The following is a 21,361-nucleotide window of genomic DNA, read 5'->3' on the forward strand; positions in this document are numbered from 1 at the left end:
GCATGCCGGACAGACCGGAGAGGGCCGAGACCCGGGTCGATGACGGCATGCGTGCCGTGGTCGTCCGGGCCGTTTCGGGCGACCTCCAGGCCACCGACGAACTGCTGGCCTATGTACGCCCGCTGGTGCTGAGGTACTGCCGGGCCAGGCTCGGCCGGGTGCCCGGCGCGGAGCACGCGGCGGACGACGCGGCGCAGGAAGTGTGCCTGGCGGTGCTGTCCGCCTTGCCGCGCTACCGCGACGAAGGCCGGCCTTTCGAGGCGTTCGTGTTCGGCATCGCCGCGCACAAGGTCGTCGACGTGCAGCGTGCCGCGGTCCGTGCGGCCGTGCCGACGTGTGACCTGCCCGAGGCGATCGACGACGACCCGGGCCCGGAAGACCAGGTGGTCCGGCGCAGCGACGCCGCGCAGGCGCGGGCGCTCCTCGGCCGTCTTCCCGACAATCTGCGCGAACTCCTCGTGCTGCGGGTGGCCGTCGGCTTGTCCGCCGAGGAGACCGGCCGGGCGATGGGCATGTCGCCGGGTGCGGTCCGGGTCGCGCAGCACCGCGCACTGTCCAGGCTGCGGGCGCTCGCCGAGGAGGAGAAGACGGCGTGAAAGCGGGGATTCCCGGGATGCGGCATGTGCACGTCGGCGGTTCATCGTCGCGAGCGCTCGCCGATCTGGGACTCCTGCGCCGCGACGACGAACTCGTCGAGACGCTGCGCGCCCGCACCGCCGGGCATCCGAACACGGACCGGTTGGCCCGGCTGTTCCACGCGCTGGTCGCGGAGGTCGACGGCGTGCCGTCCGGACGCCGCGCGGTGACCGACCGCTGCTGACCCGGCCCCGGCTCGGACGCGCATCCGGGCCCGGTTGCGAACCCGGCGCGTGCGGTTCGCGGAAACGGGCCGAATCCCGGGCCCGCGAAGGCCTTGACGGGAGCGGGAAGCTCCCGGGACCGGGCGGTGTTGGAGCCGAGTAGCATGGGGGGCCATCCCCCTGGCACACCACCGGGCTGTCGTACCCGCGCGTCCGACCAGCAGCTCCGGTGGAGCCGCCGTATTCGCGCGGCCACGGTGTCGATCAAGGCGAGCGGGCGGCTCCCGGGCGTACCCCTCGAACCGGAACAACCGGAAGGTGTCATGAGTCTCACGGCCGACCGTGCAGTCGACGGTGTACCCGAGAAGTTCGCGATGCTCGGGCTGACCTACGACGACGTGCTGCTGCTGCCCGGCGCGTCCGACGTCGTGCCGAGCGATGTCGACACGACGTCCCGGGTGACCCGGAACATCTCCGTGCGGATCCCGCTGCTGTCGTCGGCGATGGACACCGTCACCGAGTCGCGCATGGCGATCGCGATGGCGCGCCAGGGCGGCGTGGGCGTGCTGCACCGGAACCTGTCGATCGCCGACCAGGCGAACCACGTCGACCTGGTGAAGCGGTCCGAGGCCGGCATGGTCATCGACCCGATCACCATCGGCCCGGACGCGACGCTGCGCGACGCCGACGAGCTGTGCGGGCGCTACCGCATCAGCGGCGTCCCGGTCACCGACGAGAACGGCCGCTTGCTCGGCATCGTCACCAACCGCGACCTGCGCTTCGAGGTCGACCACGCGCGCCAGGTGCGCGAGGTCATGACGCCGATGCCGCTGGTCACCGGCCCGGTCGGGATCAGCGGTGCGGACGCGATGGAGCTGCTGCGCCGCCACAAGGTCGAGAAGCTCCCGCTGATCGACGCGGACGGCAAGCTGCGCGGCCTGATCACCGTCAAGGACTTCGTCAAGAGCGAGCAGTACCCGAACGCGACCAAGGACGCCGACGGCCGCCTGGTGGTCGGTGCCGCGGTCGGCACCGGCGACGACAGCTTCCGCCGCGTGCAGGCGCTGGTCGAGGCGGGCGTGGACTTCATCGTGGTGGACAGCGCGCACGGCCACTCGCGCAACGTCCTGGAGATGATCGCGAAGGTCAAGGCCAACACCAAGGTCGACGTCATCGGCGGCAACGTGGCGACCCGGGACGGCGCGCAGGCGCTGATCGACGCCGGTGTCGACGGCGTCAAGGTCGGTGTCGGCCCCGGCTCGATCTGCACCACCCGCGTGGTGGCGGGCGTCGGCGCGCCGCAGGTCACCGCGATCTACGAGGCCGCGCGCGCGTGCGGCCCGGCGGGCGTCCCGGTCATCGGCGACGGCGGCCTGCAGTACTCCGGCGACATCGCCAAGGCGATCGCCGCGGGTGCGGACACCGTGATGCTCGGCAGCCTGCTCGCGGGCTGCGAGGAGAGCCCCGGCGAGCTGATCTTCATCAACGGCAAGCAGTTCAAGAGCTACCGCGGCATGGGTTCGCTGGGCGCCATGCAGTCGCGCGGCCAGGGCAAGTCGTACTCCAAGGACCGCTACTTCCAGGACGACGTGCTGTCCGAGGACAAGCTGGTCCCGGAAGGCATCGAGGGCCAGGTGCCCTACCGCGGCCCGCTGTCCGCGGTCGCCCACCAGCTCATCGGCGGCCTGCGCGCGTCCATGGGCTACGCGGGCGCGCCGACGGTGCCGGACCTGAAGGAGCGCGGCCGGTTCGTCCGCATCACGTCGGCGGGGCTGAAGGAGTCGCACCCGCACGACATCCACATGACGGTCGAGGCGCCGAACTACCACGGCCGCTGAGCCGCGGCGGCGCTCGCCGCAGCCGGTGCGGGGCACCCGCCCCGCACCCGGGGTTTGCGGTCACGGGGCGGTCGGGAACCTTCGGGTTCGGGCCGCCCCGTAGGCTTGTCCGGGGGCATCCGGGCGGAAATCAGGACAGGCGCCCGGACACGCGCGGCGCATGAGCGCCGCACGTGCGCGTGCAGGGTTCCCACCACCGAGAACGGCAGGAGAGGCGCAACGTGACTGAGGTCGAGATCGGGCGGGGCAAGCGAGGACGGCGTGCCTTCCACTTCGACGACGTCGCCATCGTCCCGAGCCGGCGGACCCGCGACCCCGAAGAGGTCTCGATCGCCTGGCAGATCGATGCGTACCGGTTCGAGCTGCCGTTCCTCACCGCGCCGATGGACAGCGTCGTGTCCCCGGACACCGCGATCGCGGTGGGCCGGATGGGCGGGCTCGGCGTGCTCAACCTCGAAGGCCTGTGGACGCGCTACGAGGACCCGGCGCCGCTGCTCGAGGAGATCGGCAGCCTCGACGAGGCCGCCGCGACGCGCCGCATGCAGGAGATCTACGCGGAGCCGATCAAGGAAGAGCTGATCGGCGCGCGCATCAAGCAGATCCGCGACTCCGGCGTGGTCACCGCGGCGGCGCTGTCGCCGCAGCGCACCGCGCAGTACCACAAGGCGGTCATCGACGCGGGCGTCGACATCTTCGTGATCCGCGGCACCACGGTGTCCGCCGAGCACGTGTCGGGCCGGGCCGAGCCGCTCAACCTCAAGCAGTTCATCTACGACCTCGACGTGCCGGTCATCGTCGGCGGCTGCGCGACCTACCAGGGCGCGCTGCACCTGATGCGCACCGGTGCGGCGGGCGTGCTGGTCGGCTTCGGCGGCGGCGCGGCGCACACCACCCGCCGCGTGCTGGGCGTGGCGGTGCCGATGGCCACCGCGGTCGCGGACGTGGCCGAGGCGCGCCGCGACTACCTCGACGAGTCCGGCGGCCGCTACGTGCACGTCATCGCGGACGGCAGCGTCGGCGCCAGCGGCGACATCGCCAAGGCCGTGGCGTGCGGCGCGGACGCCGTGATGATCGGCTCGGCGCTGGCCCGTGCCACCGACGCGCCGGGCCGCGGCCACCACTGGGGTTCCGAGGCCCACCACCCGGAACTCCCGCGCGGGCGCCGCATGGACCTGGGCGCGGTCGGCACGCTGGACGAGGTCCTCAACGGGCCGTCGCACGTGTCGGACGGCTCGATGAACCTGTTCGGCGCGCTGCGCCGGGCGATGGCGACGACCGGCTACACCGACCTGAAGAAGTTCCAGCAGGTCGAGGTGACGGTGGCGCCGCAGAGCTGAGCATGTGCGGCTTCGCGGCCGCACGGGCGCGGAACGGCCCGGCTTCCCGAGGGGGAGCCGGGCCGTTTTCGTGCGCCGACGGGTCGCCGTGACGGCGGGCCGCGGGTTCAGGTCCCGAGGAACTCGCGGGCCAGGAACCGGGCGACGCCGTCCTCGTCGTTGGGGCCGACCACGTCGGTGGCCGACGCGAGGATCTCCGGGTGCGCGTTGGCGGGCGCGACGCGGCGGTCGGCCACCGCGAACATCGGCAGGTCGTTGAGGTGGTCGCCGCACGCCACGACCGGGCCGGTGAGGGCGTGCCGGTCGCGGAGTGCGAGGACGGCCTGGCCCTTGTCGGCGCGTGCGCTGTGGACGGCGAACTCGACCCAGCCGGGCAGGTAGCCGATCGGATAGCTCTGGACGGTGGTTCCGGCGCTGCCGAGGCCGGCGAGCAGCTCGAGGGCCTCGGGTTCGCGGTCCCGGCGTACCGCGAAGCGCACCAGCGCGACGTCTTCCTCGCGGGCGACCCGGCCGAAGTCGGGGCTGTGCCGGAGCCGTGGATCGCCGTATTTGCGCTTCTCGTCGACGTACCAGGCGGCGCCTTCGTCGGCGAGATCGCCGTGGTGGAGCCGGTCGGTGCGGCCGTCCCAAGTGGTGAGCGCCGGTTCGAGGCCCGCGGCCAGGACGGCCGCGACGAGTTTTGCGGCGGTGGCCCGGTCGAGGGAATGCCGCGAGACATGCCGTCCGGTGGCCGCGTCCGACAGGTACGAGCCGCCCAACTCGATGACCGGGAGCGGGAATTCGACGCCGGCCAGCAGTGCGGTGATGGCCGGGAGGCTGCGTGCGGTGGCGACGGTGAGCGCCACGCCCGCCGCGGTCAGGGCTTGGAGCGTCGTGCGGGAGTAGTCCGACAACGTGCCGCCCGATCGCAGCAGCGTGCCGTCCAGGTCGCATACCACCAGCGGACTGTCGGGTAAGGACGGCGTCACGGGTACCTCGCTCTCGCGCGGGTATTTCACGGTACCCGCCCGTTGGCGGCCGTTCACCCGAATGGCCTACACGGAAGGGGTGCGTGCTCAGCGCGGCGGGGAAGCGGCGGGCGCGCCGCCGGGTGATGATCGGGGCAGCGGAACGGCGGGCGACGGGAGCGGGTGACGGCGCGTTGAAGACCACGGCGTTGGGGTTGCGGGCACGCGAGGCGGCGCTTGAGGCGATGGCCGAGCGGGAGTTGGACGTGGTCGTGGTCGGCGGTGGCGTGGTGGGCGCCGGGACCGCGCTGGACGCGGTGACCCGCGGCCTGAGCGTCGGGCTGGTCGAGGCGCGCGACTGGGCGTCGGGCACGTCGAGCAGGTCGAGCAAGCTGATCCACGGCGGCCTGCGCTACCTGGAGATGCTGGATTTCGCGCTGGTGCGCGAGGCGCTGCGGGAGCGCGGCCTGATGGTGCAGCGGCTGGCGCCGCACCTGGTGCGGCCGGTGCCGTTCCTGTACCCGCTGCAGCACCACGGGTGGGAGCGCGCCTACGTCGGCTCCGGCGTCGCCCTGTACGACACCATGGGCCTCTCCACGGGCCACACCCGCGGTCTGCCCGGGCACCGCCATCTGTCGCGGCGGCACGCGCTGCGGCTGGCGCCCGCGCTGCGCAAGGACGCGCTGGTCGGCGCCGTGCAGTACTACGACGCGCAGGTCGACGACGCGCGGCACACCATGACGCTGGTCCGCACGGCGGCCGGCTACGGCGCGCACGTCGCGTCGCGTGCCACGGTCACCGGGTTCCTGCGCGAGGGCGAGCGGGTCGTGGGCGTGCGGGTGCGCGACGTCGAACAGGGCCGCGAGTACGCGGTCCGCGCCCGGCAGGTCGTCAACGCGACGGGCGTGTGGACGGACGAGACACAGGCGCTGGTCGGCGAGCGCGGCCAGTTCCACGTCCGCGCCTCCAAGGGCATCCACCTGGTCGTGCCGCGGGACCGGATCCACTCGTCGACCGGCCTGATCCTGCGCACCGAGAAGTCCGTGCTGTTCGTCATCCCGTGGGGGCGGCACTGGATCATCGGCACCACGGACACCGACTGGGACCTCGACAAGACGCACCCGGCCGCCAGCCGTACCGACATCGAATACCTGCTCGAACGGGTCAACGCGGTGCTCGCGGTACCGCTCAGCCGGGAAGACGTCGAAGGCGTCTACGCCGGCCTGCGGCCCCTGCTGCGCGGCGAGTCGGACGCCACCAGCCAGCTGTCCCGCGAGCACACCGTCGCGCACCCGGTGCCCGGCCTCGTGGTGGTCGCGGGCGGCAAGTACACGACCTACCGGGTGATGGCCGCCGACGCGGTCGACGCCGCCGTGCACGGGCTCGACCGCAAGGTCGCGCCGAGCTGCACCGAGACCGTGCCGCTCGCGGGCGCCGAGGGCTACCACGCACTGTGGAACGCCCGGACGTCGATCGCCGCGGGCAGCGGCCTGCACGTCGCCCGCGTCGAACACCTGCTCAACCGGTACGGCTCCCTGATCGACGAGGTCCTCGCCCTGGTCGAAGCCGACCCGGAGCTGGGACGGCCGCTGCCCGGCGCGGACGACTACCTGCGCGCCGAGGCCGTGTACGCGTGCACCCACGAGGGCGCCCTCCACTTGGAGGACGTGCTGGACCGGCGCACCCGCATCTCGATCGAGACGTTCGACCGGGGCGTGCGCGTCGCCGAGGAGTGCGCGCGGCTGATGGCTCCGGTGCTGGGCTGGACCGACGAGCAGGTCCGCCGCGAGGTCGACTACTACCTCAAGCGCGTCGAAGCGGAGCGCGAATCGCAGGAGCAGCCGGACGACCGGACGGCGGACGCGGTCCGGATGGGCGCCGAGGAAGTCGTCCCGCTCGCCTGACCGGTTCGGCGAACCGGGCACCTTCGGCGCCGACAGTGCGTTGTACCGGTGGTTCGGATGGTTGACTGGAATGGTCGCGAATCCCGTCCGCGCACGGGGTTCGGCAACCCCAGCACAGGAGCACGCGCATGAGCGACGCGGACGCCGACGGGCGGTTGCTCGCGGGCCGGTACCGGTTGCGCGAGCGGTTGGGCCGGGGCGGCATGGGCACCGTGTGGAGCGCGCTCGACGAGGTCCTCGACCGCGAGGTCGCGGTCAAGGAGCTGCGCGTCCCCGGCCACACCGACGACGACGAACGCGAGACGCTGTCCGCCCGCATGCTCCGCGAGGCCCGCGCCGCGGCCCGGATCGACCACCCCAACGTGGTGACGATCTTCGACGTGGTCGACGAGGACGGCCGCCCGTGGATCGTCATGGAGCTGGTGCGCGGCCTGTCGCTGGCCCAGGCGATCGAGAAGGACGGACCGCTGCCCGCCGGGGAGACCGCCGAGATGGGCCTCCGGCTGCTGTCCGCGCTCGACGCGGCGCACGACGCGGGCGTGCTGCACCGCGACGTGAAGCCCGCGAATGTGCTGCTGGCCCGCAACGGCCGCGTCGTCCTCACCGACTTCGGCGTGGCCTCGGTCGAGGACAGCGCGACGCTCACCCAGCTCGGCGCGCTCGTCGGCTCCCCCGAGTACCTCGCCCCCGAGCAGGTCGACGGCCAGCAGCCGACGGCCGCCGCGGACCTGTGGTCGCTCGGTGTGACGCTCTACGAGGCCGTGGAAGGCAAACCGGCGTACAAGCGCGCCACCCACGCCGCGACGCTGGCCGCGGTCGCCGCCGCCAAGTTCCCCGAACTGGAGCAGGCCGGCTCGCTCATGCCCGCGCTGCGCAGCGTGCTCGTGCAGGACCCGACCGCGCGCGCCGACGCGCCGCTGCTGCGCGAACGCCTGATCGAGGCCGCCGACACAGCCCCCGCCGGCACCCAGCCCGGCCGCGCGCTGCCCGGCCGGGCCCGGGGCACCGGCGCCACGGGACGCCGGCATGCCGTGCACAACGGGCCGCCGGGACGGGCCGTGCGGCACACCGTCGAGGAGACCGCGCCGCGCGGGCACCCGGGCGGCCGCGCCACGGGCGGCACCGCGAAACCCGCCGCCGAGGAGCCGGTCGCGCACGGGTCCGTCACCGAGACCAATCTGCGGGTGCAGCGCACGCACGTCGGCGAGACCGTCCGCGAGCACGAGCGGCCGGCCGAGCCGGACCGCCGCCAGGACCGCAGGCCCGGCCGCCGGGAACGCGCGCGGGCCCGGCGCGGCGGCGGCTTCCGGGCCCGCTACCGGCGCTGGCCGCGCTGGTGGATCCGGCACTGGGCGACCGTGCTGGTGGTCGTCGCGATCATGAGCGCGGCGGTGGCCCGGTGGCTCGCCGACTACGGCTCGTGGGCCGGCATGTACACGATCTCGCTGCTCGCCGCGGTCCTCGCGGTGTGGCTGGTGCTGCCGCACCGGCGGCTGTCCCGGTCGGTGCCGGCGGCGATGCTGATCGGCACCATCGGCGGCGGCGTCCTCGAACTCCGGCACATCAACCCCAACCTCGTCGAAGTCCTCGCGGTGGTCGGCGGCTGCCTGCTGCTCGGCCCGCTCATCGACGGCGCGGTGCTGCGCCGCCTGCGCACCGGTTCCGGGCTCGGGTTCGCGCTGCCGGTGCCGGAAGGCTGGAGCTGCACGACCAGCGACAGCGGCTTGACCGTGCACGACCCGGACCGGCTCATCTCGGTGACGGTGACCGTGGACCGCGGCATCGTCATGCCGCCCGAGGAGTCCGTGCTGCACCGCGAGCACGGCACGCTCGCGTCCCGCGACTACCGGGACAGCGAGAGCTACCGGCGGGTCGAACTCGCCTCGATGGACTACCGCGGGCACGACGCCGCCGAGTGGGAGTACGTGTGGCGCGGCCCGGACGGCGCCGCGTTCCACGGCAAGGACCTCGTCGTGCGGACCGGCGACGGGGTGCGCTACTGGATGACGGTGCGCTGCCGCGAGGAGCTGTGGCCGACGGCCGCCGCGTACTTCGACCACGCCAAGGAGAACCTGGCGATCGTCCGCTGACCGCCGCCGCGACTGCCCGGTACGGTGGGTCGGCGGGACAATCGGCGGCGTTCGCGGGGCGGGGTAGCGCAGATGACAGGTCCGACCGGAGACCGCACGGTGGCGGGCCGCTACCGGCTGACCGAGATGCTCGGCCGCGGCGGGATGGGCACCGTGTGGCGGGCTGCCGACACCGTCCTGGACCGCGATGTGGCGGTGAAGGAAGTCCGCGTCCCGGAGGGCCTCGACGACGAGGAACGCGCCCGCCGCTCGGCCCGGGCGATGCGCGAGGTCCGTGCCGCGGCGCTGGTCGTGCACCCCAATGTGGTGGTCGTCTACGACGTCGTCGAGGACGACGGGCGGCCGTGGATCGTCATGGAATTCGTGCCCGGCCGCACCCTCGCCGAGGACCTCGACGAAGGCCGCCTGCCGGTCCGCGACGCGGCACGCCTCACCCGGCAGCTGATCGACGCGCTGCGCTCGGTGCACGCGGCCGACGTCGTGCACCGCGACGTCAAACCCGGCAACGTGCTGCTCTCCCGCGACGGGCGCGCGGTGCTGACCGACTTCGGCATCGCCACGCTGGTCGGCGCGACGACCATCACCGCCACCGGCACGACGATCGGCACGCTGGAGTACATGGCCCCGGAACGTGCGCAGGGCCTGCGCCCCGGGCCGCCGTCCGACCTGTGGGCGGTCGGCGCGACGCTGTACGAAATGCTCGAAGGCCGCTCGCCGTTCCGCCGCAACGGCGAGTTCGCCACGCTCCAGGCCGTGTTGGACGCGACCTACGACCCGCCCCGGCACGCCGGCCCGCTGGCGCCGCTGATCGCCGGGCTGCTCACCGCGGATCCGGACGCCCGGATGACCGCCGACGAGGCCCTGCGGCTGCTGGCCGAGGTGGAGGCCGCGGGACCGGGGTCGTCGCCGGGCGGGCGTGCAGCCGAGGGCGGAACCGCGCCGGGCGCGGAAGCGACGTGGCTCGGTGCGGGTGCGGGTGCGGGTGCGGGTGCGGGTGCGGGTGCCGGGCCGGGCCCGGCGGCGGGAGTGGCGGGTACCGCGGACGACGCCACACCGACCGGGGATCCGCAGGCCGGTGCGGGTGCTCCGGGGGAGCACCCGGACGCGGTGACCGTGGACGGCGTGCCCGCGCCGCGGCCGACGCGGCCCGAACCGGGCGCGTCCGCGGCATTCGGAGCGGTCTCCGCGGGCGGCCCGTCGGCGGCGCGGGCCGCCGCGCCCGCGCGCGGCGCCGCGGCGCCGCCGCCAATGCCGGCCTCGTTGCCGACCGTCGGCGTGGCCGGTGCGGGTGCACCGCCGCCGATGCCCGCCTCGGCCCCCGGCGTCGGGATGCCGGGCGACCCCGGTGCGGTGGCGCCTGCCCCGCGGCGGCGCGTGCTGCTCCTGTCGGTCGGTGCGGTCGTCCTCGCCGGGGTCGTGATCGCCGTCGCGCTGCTGCTCAAGTCGACGGGGAGCGACAGCGGCGGGAAGAGCTCGGGAAGCGCCGTGGCCGCCGGCAACGCGCCGGCGGCCCTGCCGCCGTCGTCGACGGGCGGCCCGTCGACGTCCGGCGGGGCGGCGTCGCCGACGGCTTCGCCCGTGGCATCGGGGGGTTCGGCGACCGGGCGCCCGGAGTCCGGAGCGTCGCCGGCCGACCAGGCCACGTCCTCGCCGACCGGCGGCTCCGGCCCCGCGGCGCGCTCCGGCTTCCGCCGGGTCGACGACCCCGCGGGGTTCAGCGTCTCGGTCCCGGACGGCTGGAGCGGCCGGGATCCGCAGGGCGACCGGATCTTCTTCCGTTCGCCGGACAGCCTTTCGCGGCTCGGCGTGCGGATCGATCCGGGCGACGCGTCGGGCGACCCGTACGCCGACCTGTCCGCGCAGGACGCGGGCGGCACCGGCAGCTCGTCGACCGCGAGCTACCCCGGCTACCAGCGGGTCCGCCTCGACTCCACGACGTTCGGCGGAAACCCGGCGGTGCTCTGGGAGTTCACCTGGTCCGACGGCGGGACGCAGCGCCGGTCGATCAACATGCGCTACACCGCAGGCGGTCACACGTACGACTTCTGGGTCTCCGGCCCGGACGGCGCGTCGACCGCCCTGCGCGCGGCCTTCGACGAAGCGAAGTCGACCTTCACCACCAGCCGTTGAGTCTGTCCCTGTTCCGTCACGGTGCGGTCCTCAAGCGGTTCTGAACGGATTTCCCGGCTATCGAACCAACGGCGTTCTCTTTACGTTGTCCCCAGGGGGTAGCAGCCACGGTCCAATGGGGAGGGACCCGTGACGGAGGGCAGCGGCGAAAGCCGCCTCGTCAGCGGCAGGTACCGGCTCGGCGAAGCGCTGGGCCGGGGCGGAATGGGCACGGTGTGGCGGGCGGTCGACGAACTGCTGCGCCGCGAGGTCGCGGTCAAGGAAGTCCGTATCCCGGACGACCTGGACGCGAGCGAGCAGGAAGTCCGGCGGGAACGCGCGATGCGCGAAGCCCGCGCGGCGGCGCGGGTGACCCACCCGAACGTCGTCACCATTTACGACGTCGTCGAGGACGACGGGCGTCCGTGGATCGTCATGGAACTGGTCCGAGCCCGCTCCCTCGACGAAGTGATCGAGCACGAAGGGCGGCTCGGCCCGAGCGAAGCCGCCGAGGTGGGCCTGAAGGTGCTCGCCGCGCTGCGCGCCGCGCGCGCGGCGGACGTGCTGCACCGCGACGTCAAGCCGAGCAACATCCTGCTCGGTGCGGACGGCCGGGTCATCCTCACCGACTTCGGCATCGCGACGGTCCTCGGCTCGGCGACGCTCACCGCGACCGGCATGCTCATCGGCTCGCCGGAGTATCTGGCGCCGGAGCGCGTCCTGGGGCGGCGTCCGGGACCGGCCTCGGACCTGTGGTCGCTGGGCGTGACGCTGTATCAGGCGATGGAAGGGCGTTCGCCGTTCCAGCGGACGTCGGCGATCGAAACGCTCACCGCGGTGCTCCAGGACGAGGCCGCGCCGCCGCGGTACGCGGGAGCGCTCGGCCCGGCGCTGGACGCGCTGCTGCGCAAGGACCCGGACGAGCGGCCGGACGAGGACGCCGTCGAAGGGCTGCTCACCGCGGCGCTCAAGGGCAAGTCGGAGCACGGCACCGGCGCGGTCGCGGGGGCCGCCGCGGCGGCGGGTGCGACGGCCGGGGCGACGGCGGTTCCGCCGCCGATTCCGGCACCGCCGCGGCCGCCCGACGCGTTCGCGTCGGCCGCGACGGTCGAGGACCCGCACGGGCCGCTCGGCGCGACCCTCGGCCCCGGTCCCGGGGCACGGTCGGGGCCGGGCTCCGGACCGGGTTCCGGATCGGGCAAGGGCCCCGCGGTCCTCGGCGGAGCGGCGGTGGGCGCGGCGGCCGGTGCGGCCGCGGTCGGGGGGACGGCCTACCCGCCCGACGGGTGGCCGACCGGGCAGCAGGCACCGGCCGGCGGTCACGGCGGATCGGACGCGTGGGCGACGGCGGCGCACGGGCAGGCGGCGGACTCCGGACCCGGCGGGGTCGGGCATCCGCGGTCGGGGGACACACCCCAGCCGTTCCCGATCGGCGGGTTCCAGGGGACGACGCGGCCGATCGAGGAGAACGGCCGGCCGGGCGGCGGGTATCCGCGGCGGCGGCCGCGCGGGGCGTACGCGGTGCTCGCCGGGGTGGCCGCGGCGCTCGTCGCGGCGGCGTTCTGGATCGTGCCGAGTGCGCTGGGCAGCAACGACAAGGGCGGCGACGGGCACCCGGGGACGGGGACGTCCGCCGGTGCGAGCACGGTGTCGTCGCCGGCCGCGCCGTCCGACAACGCGGTCGCCGGCGGCGTCACCGTGACGCCGACGACCGGGCAGGCCACCTACGAGCCGACCGGTGGCCAGGACGACTCCGACTACACCGAACCGACGAAGTCGGCGCCGAAGACGACCAAGCCGAAGCCGACCACGAGCAGGCCGACAAGCTCGACCACGTGGCCGACGACCGGCAAGTCGCCGACCACGACACCGACGGGCAGCACGACGTCGGCCGGCTCGGGCAGCTCGTCCGGTTCCGGTGGGGCCACGAAGTCCGGTGCGGGAAGCGGTTCCACGCCCGCCGCGGGGGCGGGGGCCAAGGCCGACGCGACCGGGTGAGAGGCGGGGGCACGAGGGCCGGAGCCGGGTCTTCGGGTGCGCCGCTCAGGCCCCCGCGGCCGGGCGCGTGCCCACGACGACCGTGGCGTACAAGTCCTCGTCCTCGACCACGCGCGCGGTCAGGCCGCTCGTGGTGAACACCGCGACGGCCTCGGCCGCTTGTTCCTCGCTGGTTTCCACCAGCAGGTGGCCACCGGGGGCGAGCCACCCGGCGGCCTCGGCGGCGATCCGGCGCTGCAGGTCGAGGCCGTCCGAGCCGCCGTCGAGGGCGACGAGCGGCTCGTGGTCGCGGGCTTCGGACGGCAGCAGGCCGATCTCGGCGGTGGGCACATACGGCGTGTTCGCGGTCAGGACGGCCACCCGGCCGCGCACGTCCGCGGGCAGCGGCGCGAACAGATCACCCTCGAACACCCGGGCGCCGTAGGTGGCGAGGTTGCCGCGGGCACAGCGAACCGCGGCGGGGTGGATGTCGGCCGCGTACAACTCGACACCCGGCACCGCGGACGCCACCGCGGCGCCGATCGCGCCCGCGCCGCAGCACAGGTCGACGACGACCGCGCCGGACGTGGCAAGCGCGGCCGCGTGCCGGGCCAAGAACTGGGTGCGCCGCCGCGGGACGAACACGTCTTCGTCCACCGCGATCCGCAGCCCGCAGAACTCCGCCCAGCCGACCACGTGTTCGAGCGGAAGCCCGGCGGCCCGGCGAGCGGTGAGGGTGTCGAGATGCACGGTGTCGTGCGCGGCTTCGGCGAGCAACGCGGCTTCGTCCTCGGCGAACACGCAGCCGGCGGCGCGAAGCCGGGTCACGGTCGCGGCCACGACCGCGGCGGAAAAACCGGGGTCCAGGCGGGGTACGGACGTGGCGTCCGGTGGCGGGAGCGTCATGAGCGGCACCGAGCGTACCGGCGATTTCCCGGTGCCGGATCGGCGGGTTGCCGGGGTCCGTGCGGGCCCAGGAGAGGGCCGCCACGCAACCGGAGCGGTGCGTAGGCCGTAGTCTGACCGGGCGACACAGGGAACCCGGTGGCGCCGTTCGGGGGAGGTCGGCCCACCGAGGAGCGGGGAGGAACGATGGCGGACGTTGCGTCGCCCGGTCAGGCGCGCATCGTGGCGGGGCGGTACCGGCTGACGAGCGTGGTCGGACGCGGCGGCATGGGCACGGTCTGGCGGGCGGTCGACGAGATGCTGCACCGCGAAGTCGCGGTGAAGGAACTCCGGCTGCCCGACCACCTCGACGACGAAGAGCGCGACATCCAGCAGCAGCGCACGCTGCGCGAGGCGCGCACCGCGGCCCGGATCGGCCACGAGAACGTCATCACGATCTACGACGTCGTCGAGGACGGCGGCATCCCGTGGATCGTCATGGAGCTCGTCGAGGCGGAGTCCCTCGCGGACATCCTCAAGACCCGCGGCACGCTCTCCCCGGCCGAAGCCGCCGAAGTCGGCCTCAAGGTCCTCAACGCGCTGCTCGCCGCCGAGGCGAAGGGCGTGCTGCACCGCGACGTGAAGCCCGCGAACATCCTGGTCACGGTGTCCGGCCGGGTGGTGCTGACCGACTTCGGCATCGCCACCGAGGCCGGTTCGGCGACGCTGACCGCGACCGGCATGCTCGTCGGGTCCCCGAACTTCCTCGCCCCGGAACGCGCGCAGGGGCTGCGGCCCAACCTGTCCGCCGACCTGTGGTCGCTCGGGGTCGTGCTCTACATGGCGGTCGAAGGACGCAACCCGTTCGACGGGCCGACGATGATCAGCACGCTCAACTCGATCCTGACCGAGGAGCCCGACCCGCCGCGCCGCGCGGGCCTGCTGCTGCCGGTCATCGAAGGACTGCTGCAGAAGGACCCGGACCGGCGGCTGCCGGCCAAGGACGTGGACCGGATGCTGTCCGGCGTCGTCCGCGGCGACCTCACGCAGTCCCACCCCCGTGCGGTGCCGTCGGGTGTGCCGAACATCGGGCTGGGTGCGGTCGCGGGGCTGGGTGCCGAGGCCGGGCCCGACTCCGACCCGGCATCGGCGCGGTCGGCTCCGCAGTCCGGTCCGCCGTCGGCCGCGCCGTCCGGGCCCCACTCGGGTCCGCATTCGGGCCCCCACTCGGGTCACCCCGGTCCGTACTCGGGTCCGCCGTCGGGTCCGCCTTCGGGGCCGCAGGGCTACGCCGGGGCGCCGACGCTGACCGCCGGGGCCATGGGCATGCCGCCCGCGTCGGGCGGATACGGGCCGCCGCACGGCACGTACCCGGGGGCCGGCAGCGGCTACCCGGGCGTGCCGCAGCAGCCGACCGGGTCGTACGGCGCCGGACCGTACGGTCCCGGCGGGCCGCACCCGGACAGCGGGCCCGGCGTCGCCTGGCCGTCCGCCGAGTACGTGACCGGGAACACCGCGCCCGACACCCGGGCGAACCCGTCCGGCCCGCCCGCGCGGCCGTCCCGCAAGCCGCTCGTGCTGGGCGTCACCGCCCTGGTCATCGCCGTCATCGCGGCGGGCGTCGTGGCGGTCGTGGTGCTCAAGGGCAAGGACGACAAGTCGGACAACGCGAGCGGCCCCGGCGTGTCCACCACGCCCCCCACCGCAACGGCGTCGCCCGGCGCGCAGCCGGGCCCCGGCGGCCAGACCGGACCGACCGCGAGCACGCAGCCGACGCTCACGCCGCCGTCGGGCGCGAGCCGCCCGCCGATCGTGCCGCCCACCGGGGCGAGCCAGGGCGCCGGCAACGACCCCGCGCCGATCGCCGGCTACACCTGGACGCACGACCCGGCCGGCTTCTCGCTGTTCGTCCCCACCGGGTGGACGCGCAGCGCCAACGGCAACCAGATCGACTACACCGACCCGAACAAGCGCACCCTGCTGCGGATCGGCACCGACACGGTCGGCAAGGCGCCGCTGGACAACTTCAACGAGATCGACGCCAACTTCGCGAAGATCAAGCAGAACTACCAGCGGCTCCAGCTCGGCCCGCACCCGATCGGCGTCCCCGGCTGGGACGCCGCGGTGTGGGAGTTCACCTGGAAGGGCAACCCGTTCAACCCGCAGAGCGGCGACCTGCGGCCGAGCCACGCGATGGACCTCGGGATCCGCACCGACCGCGGTTCGGACTACGCCATCTACGTCGCCTCGTTCGAGGACAACTGGGCGCCGTCGCAGAAGGTCTTCAACAACGTGGTGGCGAACTTCCGGCAGGACTGAGCGCGACCGGCGCGGGCCCGGACCACGGGCCCGCGCCGGTCGCGACTCCCTGCCCCGGGCTCTTGTTACCGGAAAGTAGCCCCGCTTAGGCTTGATCGCATGACGGACACTGCCCGCGACGCGGCCTCTGCGATCCACCCCGTGCTCCCGGTCGACCGCCTCGTGCGGCGCGTCGTCACCGGCCCGATGCCGACCCGCGTCACCACGCGCGCCCCGTTCACCGGCGCGCCGATCGCGGAACTCCCGGAGTCCACCGACGAGGACGTGGCGACCGCCTACGAGCGGGCCCGCGCCGCGCAGGCCCGCTGGGCGGAACGCCCGGTCGCCGACCGCGCCGCGGTGTTCCTCCGCTTCCACGACCGGCTCCTCGCCCGCCAGGACGAGATCCTCGACATCATCCAGACGGAGACCGGCAAGGTCCGCAAGCACGCGTTCGAGGAAGTCCTGGACGTCGCGCTCACCTGCCGCCACTACGGCCGCCGGGCCCGCGGCTACCTGCGCTCCCGGCGCCGCGCGGGCGCGCTGCCGGTGCTCACCAAGGCCGTCGAGGTACGCCACCCCAAGGGCGTCGTCGGCCTCGTCTCGCCGTGGAACTACCCGCTGTCGCTGTCCATCGGCGACGCCATCCCGGCGATGATCGCGGGCAACGCCGTCGTCATGAAGCCCGACACGCAGACCGCGCTCACCGCGCTGTGGGCGCTCGACGTCCTCACCGAATGCGGGCTCCCCGAAGACCTGTGGCAGATCGTCGTCGGCGACGGCCCGGTCATCGGCCCCGCCGTCATCGGCCGCGCCGACTACGTGTGCTTCACCGGCTCGACCCGCACCGGGCGCCAGGTCGCCCAGCAGGCCGCCGCCCGACTGGTCGGCGCGTCCCTCGAACTCGGCGGCAAGAACGCCATGGTCGTGCTGCCCGACGCGGACCTCGAACGCGCCGCCGAAGGCGCCGTCCGCGCGTGCTTCTCGTCCGCCGGGCAGCTGTGCGTGTCGATCGAGCGCATGTACGTGCACGCCGACATCCGCGACCCGTTCCTCGAACGCTTCCTCGCCCGCGTCGAAGGCATGCGCCTCGCCGCCGGCTACGGCTGGGACGCCGACATGGGCTCGCTCGTCTCCCGCCGCCAGCTCGACACCGTCACCCGGCACGTCGACCAGGCCCGCGAACTCGGCGCCACCGTCCTCGCCGGCGGCCGCGCCCGACCCGACCTCGGACCGCTGTTCTACGAGCCGACCGTGCTGGACGGGGTCGACCCGGACATGGCGGTGTGCGCCGAGGAGACGTTCGGGCCGGTGGTGTCCGTCTACACGTTCACCGACACGGACGACGCGGTCGCCCGCGCGAACGGGACCGCGTACGGCCTGAACGCCAGCGTGTGGACCCGCAACACCCGGCGCGGCGAGGAGGTCGCGCGCCGCCTGCACGCCGGAACCGTCAACGTCAACGAGGGCTACGCGGCCGCCTACGGCAGCGCGGGCGCCCCGATGGGCGGCATGGGCGACTCCGGACTCGGCCGCCGGCACGGTGTCGACGGGATCATGAAGTTCACCGAAGCGCAGACCGTCGCCACCCAGCGGCTCATCCCGATCGCGGCGCCGTTCGGCATGACCGACGAGCAGTGGTCGCGTTCGCTGACGCTGTCGCTGCGGATCATGAAGACGCTCGGCGTGCGCTGATCCGGGAGGTCCGGGATGCCGCGCCGCGGGCGCGGTGTCCCGGAATGTGCGCCGTCTCTCCCACGGCCGCCCCAACTACAGATAGTGTGGGGGTTCTCGGCGGAGCGTCACGTATGTGGTGCTTCCGCCTGGGCTCGGCGGCCGATGTCGGGCGTCCCCGACACCGGCCGCCGGCGGGGTCGTGACCGGATTGCTGTCCCCTGCGTCCCGGTCACGGCGCCGACGCGAGGTCCCACGGCAGCCTCCTCGGGCGTGCCTCATCGCGCCGACGGTCTTGCACCAGGGCCGCCTGCGGGCGGGCTGGCTCAGCAGGCACAACGACCGGCGGCGCGGGGAGGTTACGCGGTCGGGTCAGCGGACGTCCTCTTTCAGGTGACGTCCGCTCCGTATCCCGGCGGTTCCCCGGCCTGAACGGATGTCAGATCCGGGGGTTGCGGGCGGAACCTGTCGGTCCCGCCGCGGAAAATCGGCAGATCGGGTGGTGCCCGCCCCGGGTCAGATCCGGCCGCGGCACAGTTCCAGCAGCGCCATCGCGACCTCGGTGCCCGGCTTGTCGAGCGCCTCGCGGTAGCGCGCGATGACCTCCATCTCGCGCGACAGCTGCACGCGGCGGCCGCCCGCGGCGATCCGGGTGCGCTGCACTTCCTGCGAGGCGGCGACGCGCTCGGCGATCAGGTCGATGATGCGGCGGTCGAGTCCGTCGATGCGGGCCCGGGCGTCGGCGATGACTTGGTCCGGCGTCCGGTCGTCGGCCTTGGTCCCGGCGGTGTCGGCCGGGCCGGCGGTGTCGGCGGTCGGTGTGGGGGTCTGCGGCGCGGTCATGGGCGTTCTCCTGTCGGTGGAGCCCGGTCCCGGTCCCCGACGGCGCACGCGAAAACGCCCCGGGTTCCAGGAACCCGGGGCGTCGTCGAAGCCTGTTGCTCAGGCGGCAGCGATGGCGCCGGGGTGCCCGGAACCATAGGTAAAGATGTGCGCGGCCGTGAACATGCCCGCCAGTATGCCGTACCGTCACACAGCGCTGCCACCGCCATCCGGATACCGAGACCGGAACGGTTGGCGCGGGGCCCGCGGCGGCCGGTTCCCGGGTGGGCCCGGGGGCCTCCCGGGCGGGCCGTAGAATTGGGGTCGACCCCCCGCACCATCGCCGGAAGGCCCTTCGTGACCTCGACCAGTCCGGACGCGAGCGGAACGGAAACCGTTCTCGTCGTCGACTTCGGTGCCCAGTACGCGCAGCTCATCGCCCGCCGCGTGCGCGAAGCCCGGGTGTACAGCGAGATCGTCCCGCACACCATGCCGGTCGACGAGATCCTCGCGAAGAAGCCCGCCGCCATCATCCTGTCCGGCGGCCCGTCGTCGGTGTACGCGGACGGCGCCCCGAGCGTCGACCGCGCGCTCTTCGAGGCCGGCGTCCCGGTCCTGGGCATCTGCTACGGCTTCCAGGCGATGGCCCGCGCGCTCGGCGGCGACGTCGCCAAGACCGGCCTCGCCGAGTTCGGCGCGACCGACCTGACCGTCACCGACACCGCGTCCACGCTCTTCGACGGCCAGCCCGCCGCGCAGTCCGTGTGGATGTCGCACGGCGACTCGGTCGCCGCCGCCCCGGCCGGCTTCGCGGTCACCGCGACCACCGACGGCGCGCCCGTCGCGGCGTTCGAGGACGACGAGCGCAAGCTCTACGGCGTCCAGTACCACCCCGAGGTGCTGCACTCGAAGTACGGCCAGCAGGTCATGGAGCGCTTTTTGCACGTCGGCGCCGGACTGCACGCCGACTGGACGATGAGCAACGTCATCGACGAGCAGGTCGACGAGATCCAGGCCCGGGTCGGCGACAAGCACGTCATCTGCGGCCTGTCCGGCGGCGTCGACTCCGCGGTCGCCGCAGCCCTCGTACAGCGTGCCGTCGGCGACAAGCTCACCTGCGTGTTCGTCGACCACGGCCTGCTCCGCAAGGGCGAGGCCGACCAGGTCGAGCGCGACTATGTGGCGTCCACCGGCGTCTCGCTCAAGGTCGTCGACGCCCGCGAACGGTTCCTCGACGCGCTCGCCGGGGTCACCGACCCCGAGGAGAAGCGCAAGATCATCGGCCGCGAGTTCATCCGGGTCTTCGAGCAGGCCGCGGCCGAGGTCGTCGCCGAGGCGGGCGCGCACGGCGAGCAGGTCGAGTTCCTGGTGCAGGGCACCCTCTACCCGGACGTCGTCGAGTCCGGCGGCGGCACCGGCACCGCGAACATCAAGTCGCACCACAACGTCGGCGGGCTGCCGGAAGACTTGCAGTTCCAGCTCATCGAGCCGCTGCGCAAGCTGTTCAAGGACGAGGTCCGCGCGGTCGGCGAGGCCCTCGGCCTGCCGAGCGAGATCGTGTGGCGCCAGCCGTTCCCCGGCCCCGGCCTCGGCATCCGCATCATCGGCGAGGTGACCGCCGACCGCCTGGAGACCCTCCGCGACGCCGACGCGATCGCCCGCGAGGAACTGTCGAAGGCGGGCCTGGACCGCGACATTTGGCAGTGCCCGGTGGTGCTGCTGGCCGACGTCCGCTCGGTGGGCGTGCAGGGCGACGGCCGCACCTACGGCCACCCGATCGTGCTGCGCCCGGTGTCCTCCGAGGACGCGATGACCGCGGACTGGTCGCGCCTGCCGTACGACCTGCTGGCCCGCATCTCGAACCGGATCACCAACGAGGTCCGGGAGATCAACCGCGTGGTCCTCGACGTGACGAGCAAGCCGCCGGGGACGATCGAGTGGGAGTGACCCCTGCGCCCGCGTAAGGCGTGAAGCGGCCTGCCGAACCCGGAAGTTCCGGGGGCGGCGGGCCGTTTCGGCTTATTGCCAGGTGGTGCTGTCGAGCGTCGGGTAGCCGTCGGGCATCGGGACCGGTTCGCCGAACTTGACCGTGTGCTTGGTGTCGTAGGCGGGCACGTCGACGTCGCCGGTGGGGTCGGAGTAGAGGGTGACGGTGTGCTCGGTGCGGTCGATGAGGAGGTAGTGGGGGATGGACATGCGAGCGTAGGCGGTGAGTTTGTCACGGGTGTCGGCGCGGCGGTTGGTGCTCGTGACCTCGCCGACGAGGTCAAGGGCTTCGGTGGTCATCCAGTTGCTGTGGAGTTCAGACGCGGCGATTTCCTGGTCGGTGAAAGCGCGGAAGGCAACCCAAAAGTCGGGAACCAGGTGGTTGCCTTTCGTGAGATCGCTGCAGTTTGCTGCCTTGCAAAAACCTTTGCTGCCGAGTCTTGCGTGTGACAGGCCTGCCTGCCGAAGCTGCTCGAACACGTTGTCCGCCGCTTCGTCGTGGTAATGCGCCGGTGCAGGCGTCACGACAATCCCTCCTTCGACGTACTCGACGCGGAAGTTCTCCGCGTTGATGCCATCGAGGAGATGGGGGATGTAGTTGTCGGGTTTTGCTTCGACCATGACGGTCATGTGCCCTCCTCCGTCGAGACGTACCCATCGCACTGCGTTCGGGTCTTGTTGCGCAGGGAGATGG

At 73.5% G+C, this 21,361-nt stretch carries 15 protein-coding genes; 11 read left to right on the forward strand and 4 right to left on the reverse strand.

Annotated features, from left to right (window positions below):
• Positions 1-47 precede the first annotated feature (47 nt).
• The 4 genes from shbA (at position 48) to ABEA93_RS03010 (ending at position 3,975) form a co-directional block, all read left to right on the forward strand.
• A complete protein-coding gene (gene shbA / locus ABEA93_RS02995) occupies positions 48-596 on the forward strand; it encodes an RNA polymerase sigma factor ShbA (RefSeq protein WP_423528970.1) in 549 nt (182 codons plus the stop codon).
• Positions 593-820: a hypothetical protein gene (locus ABEA93_RS03000; RefSeq protein ID WP_345673653.1), complete on the forward strand. Its 228-nt coding sequence runs from the start codon at positions 593-595 to the stop codon at positions 818-820. The genes shbA and ABEA93_RS03000 overlap by 4 nt, the downstream gene beginning before the upstream one ends.
• A 303-nt stretch (positions 821-1,123) precedes the next feature.
• On the forward strand, positions 1,124-2,638 hold the full coding sequence (gene guaB, locus ABEA93_RS03005; RefSeq protein WP_345673654.1) for an IMP dehydrogenase: 1,515 nt from the start codon (positions 1,124-1,126) through the stop codon (positions 2,636-2,638).
• 221 nt (positions 2,639-2,859) lie between these two features.
• Positions 2,860-3,975 (forward strand): GuaB3 family IMP dehydrogenase-related protein, encoded by a 1,116-nt coding sequence (locus ABEA93_RS03010; RefSeq protein WP_345673655.1) that lies wholly within the window; start codon positions 2,860-2,862, stop codon positions 3,973-3,975.
• Between the two features lie 107 nt (positions 3,976-4,082).
• Here ABEA93_RS03010 and ABEA93_RS03015 read toward each other — a convergent pair whose 3' ends face one another.
• Positions 4,083-4,913, reverse strand: coding sequence for an HAD family hydrolase (locus ABEA93_RS03015; protein WP_345673656.1), 831 nt, complete (start codon positions 4,911-4,913; stop codon positions 4,083-4,085).
• A gap of 254 nt (positions 4,914-5,167) precedes the next feature.
• Here ABEA93_RS03015 and ABEA93_RS03020 point away from each other — a divergent pair, with 254 nt between their 5' ends.
• The 4 genes from ABEA93_RS03020 to ABEA93_RS03035 all read left to right on the forward strand — a co-directional run bounded on the left by ABEA93_RS03020 (position 5,168) and on the right by ABEA93_RS03035 (position 13,023).
• Positions 5,168-6,826: a glycerol-3-phosphate dehydrogenase/oxidase gene (locus ABEA93_RS03020; RefSeq protein ID WP_345673911.1), complete on the forward strand. Its 1,659-nt coding sequence runs from the start codon at positions 5,168-5,170 to the stop codon at positions 6,824-6,826.
• Between the two features lie 128 nt (positions 6,827-6,954).
• A complete protein-coding gene (locus ABEA93_RS03025) occupies positions 6,955-8,916 on the forward strand; it encodes a serine/threonine-protein kinase (protein ID WP_345673657.1) in 1,962 nt (653 codons plus the stop codon).
• A 72-nt stretch (positions 8,917-8,988) separates the two neighbouring features.
• Positions 8,989-11,046: a serine/threonine-protein kinase gene (locus ABEA93_RS03030; protein WP_345673658.1), complete on the forward strand. Its 2,058-nt coding sequence runs from the start codon at positions 8,989-8,991 to the stop codon at positions 11,044-11,046.
• A gap of 129 nt (positions 11,047-11,175) precedes the next feature.
• Positions 11,176-13,023: a serine/threonine-protein kinase gene (locus tag ABEA93_RS03035; RefSeq protein ID WP_345673659.1), complete on the forward strand. Its 1,848-nt coding sequence runs from the start codon at positions 11,176-11,178 to the stop codon at positions 13,021-13,023.
• Positions 13,024-13,068: 45 nt separating this feature from the next.
• Here the strand turns inward: ABEA93_RS03035 and ABEA93_RS03040 are convergent, their stop codons facing one another.
• Positions 13,069-13,908: a putative protein N(5)-glutamine methyltransferase gene (locus ABEA93_RS03040; RefSeq protein WP_345673660.1), complete on the reverse strand. Its 840-nt coding sequence runs from the start codon at positions 13,906-13,908 to the stop codon at positions 13,069-13,071.
• Positions 13,909-14,094: 186 nt separating this feature from the next.
• Here ABEA93_RS03040 and ABEA93_RS03045 point away from each other — a divergent pair, with 186 nt between their 5' ends.
• Both ABEA93_RS03045 and ABEA93_RS03050 read left to right on the forward strand, forming a co-directional pair.
• Positions 14,095-16,206 (forward strand): serine/threonine-protein kinase, encoded by a 2,112-nt coding sequence (locus ABEA93_RS03045; protein ID WP_345673661.1) that lies wholly within the window; start codon positions 14,095-14,097, stop codon positions 16,204-16,206.
• A gap of 99 nt (positions 16,207-16,305) precedes the next feature.
• Positions 16,306-17,880, forward strand: coding sequence for a succinic semialdehyde dehydrogenase (locus tag ABEA93_RS03050; RefSeq protein ID WP_345673662.1), 1,575 nt, complete (start codon positions 16,306-16,308; stop codon positions 17,878-17,880).
• A gap of 495 nt (positions 17,881-18,375) precedes the next feature.
• Here ABEA93_RS03050 and ABEA93_RS03055 read toward each other — a convergent pair whose 3' ends face one another.
• Positions 18,376-18,702: a chorismate mutase gene (locus ABEA93_RS03055; RefSeq protein WP_345673663.1), complete on the reverse strand. Its 327-nt coding sequence runs from the start codon at positions 18,700-18,702 to the stop codon at positions 18,376-18,378.
• Positions 18,703-19,038: 336 nt separating this feature from the next.
• Here ABEA93_RS03055 and guaA point away from each other — a divergent pair, with 336 nt between their 5' ends.
• Positions 19,039-20,628, forward strand: coding sequence for a glutamine-hydrolyzing GMP synthase (gene guaA, locus ABEA93_RS03060; RefSeq protein ID WP_345673664.1), 1,590 nt, complete (start codon positions 19,039-19,041; stop codon positions 20,626-20,628).
• Between the two features lie 72 nt (positions 20,629-20,700).
• Here the strand turns inward: guaA and ABEA93_RS03065 are convergent, their stop codons facing one another.
• The gene (locus ABEA93_RS03065) at positions 20,701-21,297 is read right to left on the reverse strand and encodes a Uma2 family endonuclease (RefSeq protein WP_345673665.1); all 597 of its coding nucleotides are present in this window, start codon (positions 21,295-21,297) and stop codon (positions 20,701-20,703) included.
• Between the last annotated feature and the right edge of the window lie 64 nt (positions 21,298-21,361).

Source organism: Yinghuangia aomiensis (assembly GCF_039542225.1).
In the GTDB taxonomy this organism is placed as follows: Bacteria; Actinomycetota; Actinomycetes; order Streptomycetales; family Streptomycetaceae; genus Yinghuangia; species Yinghuangia aomiensis.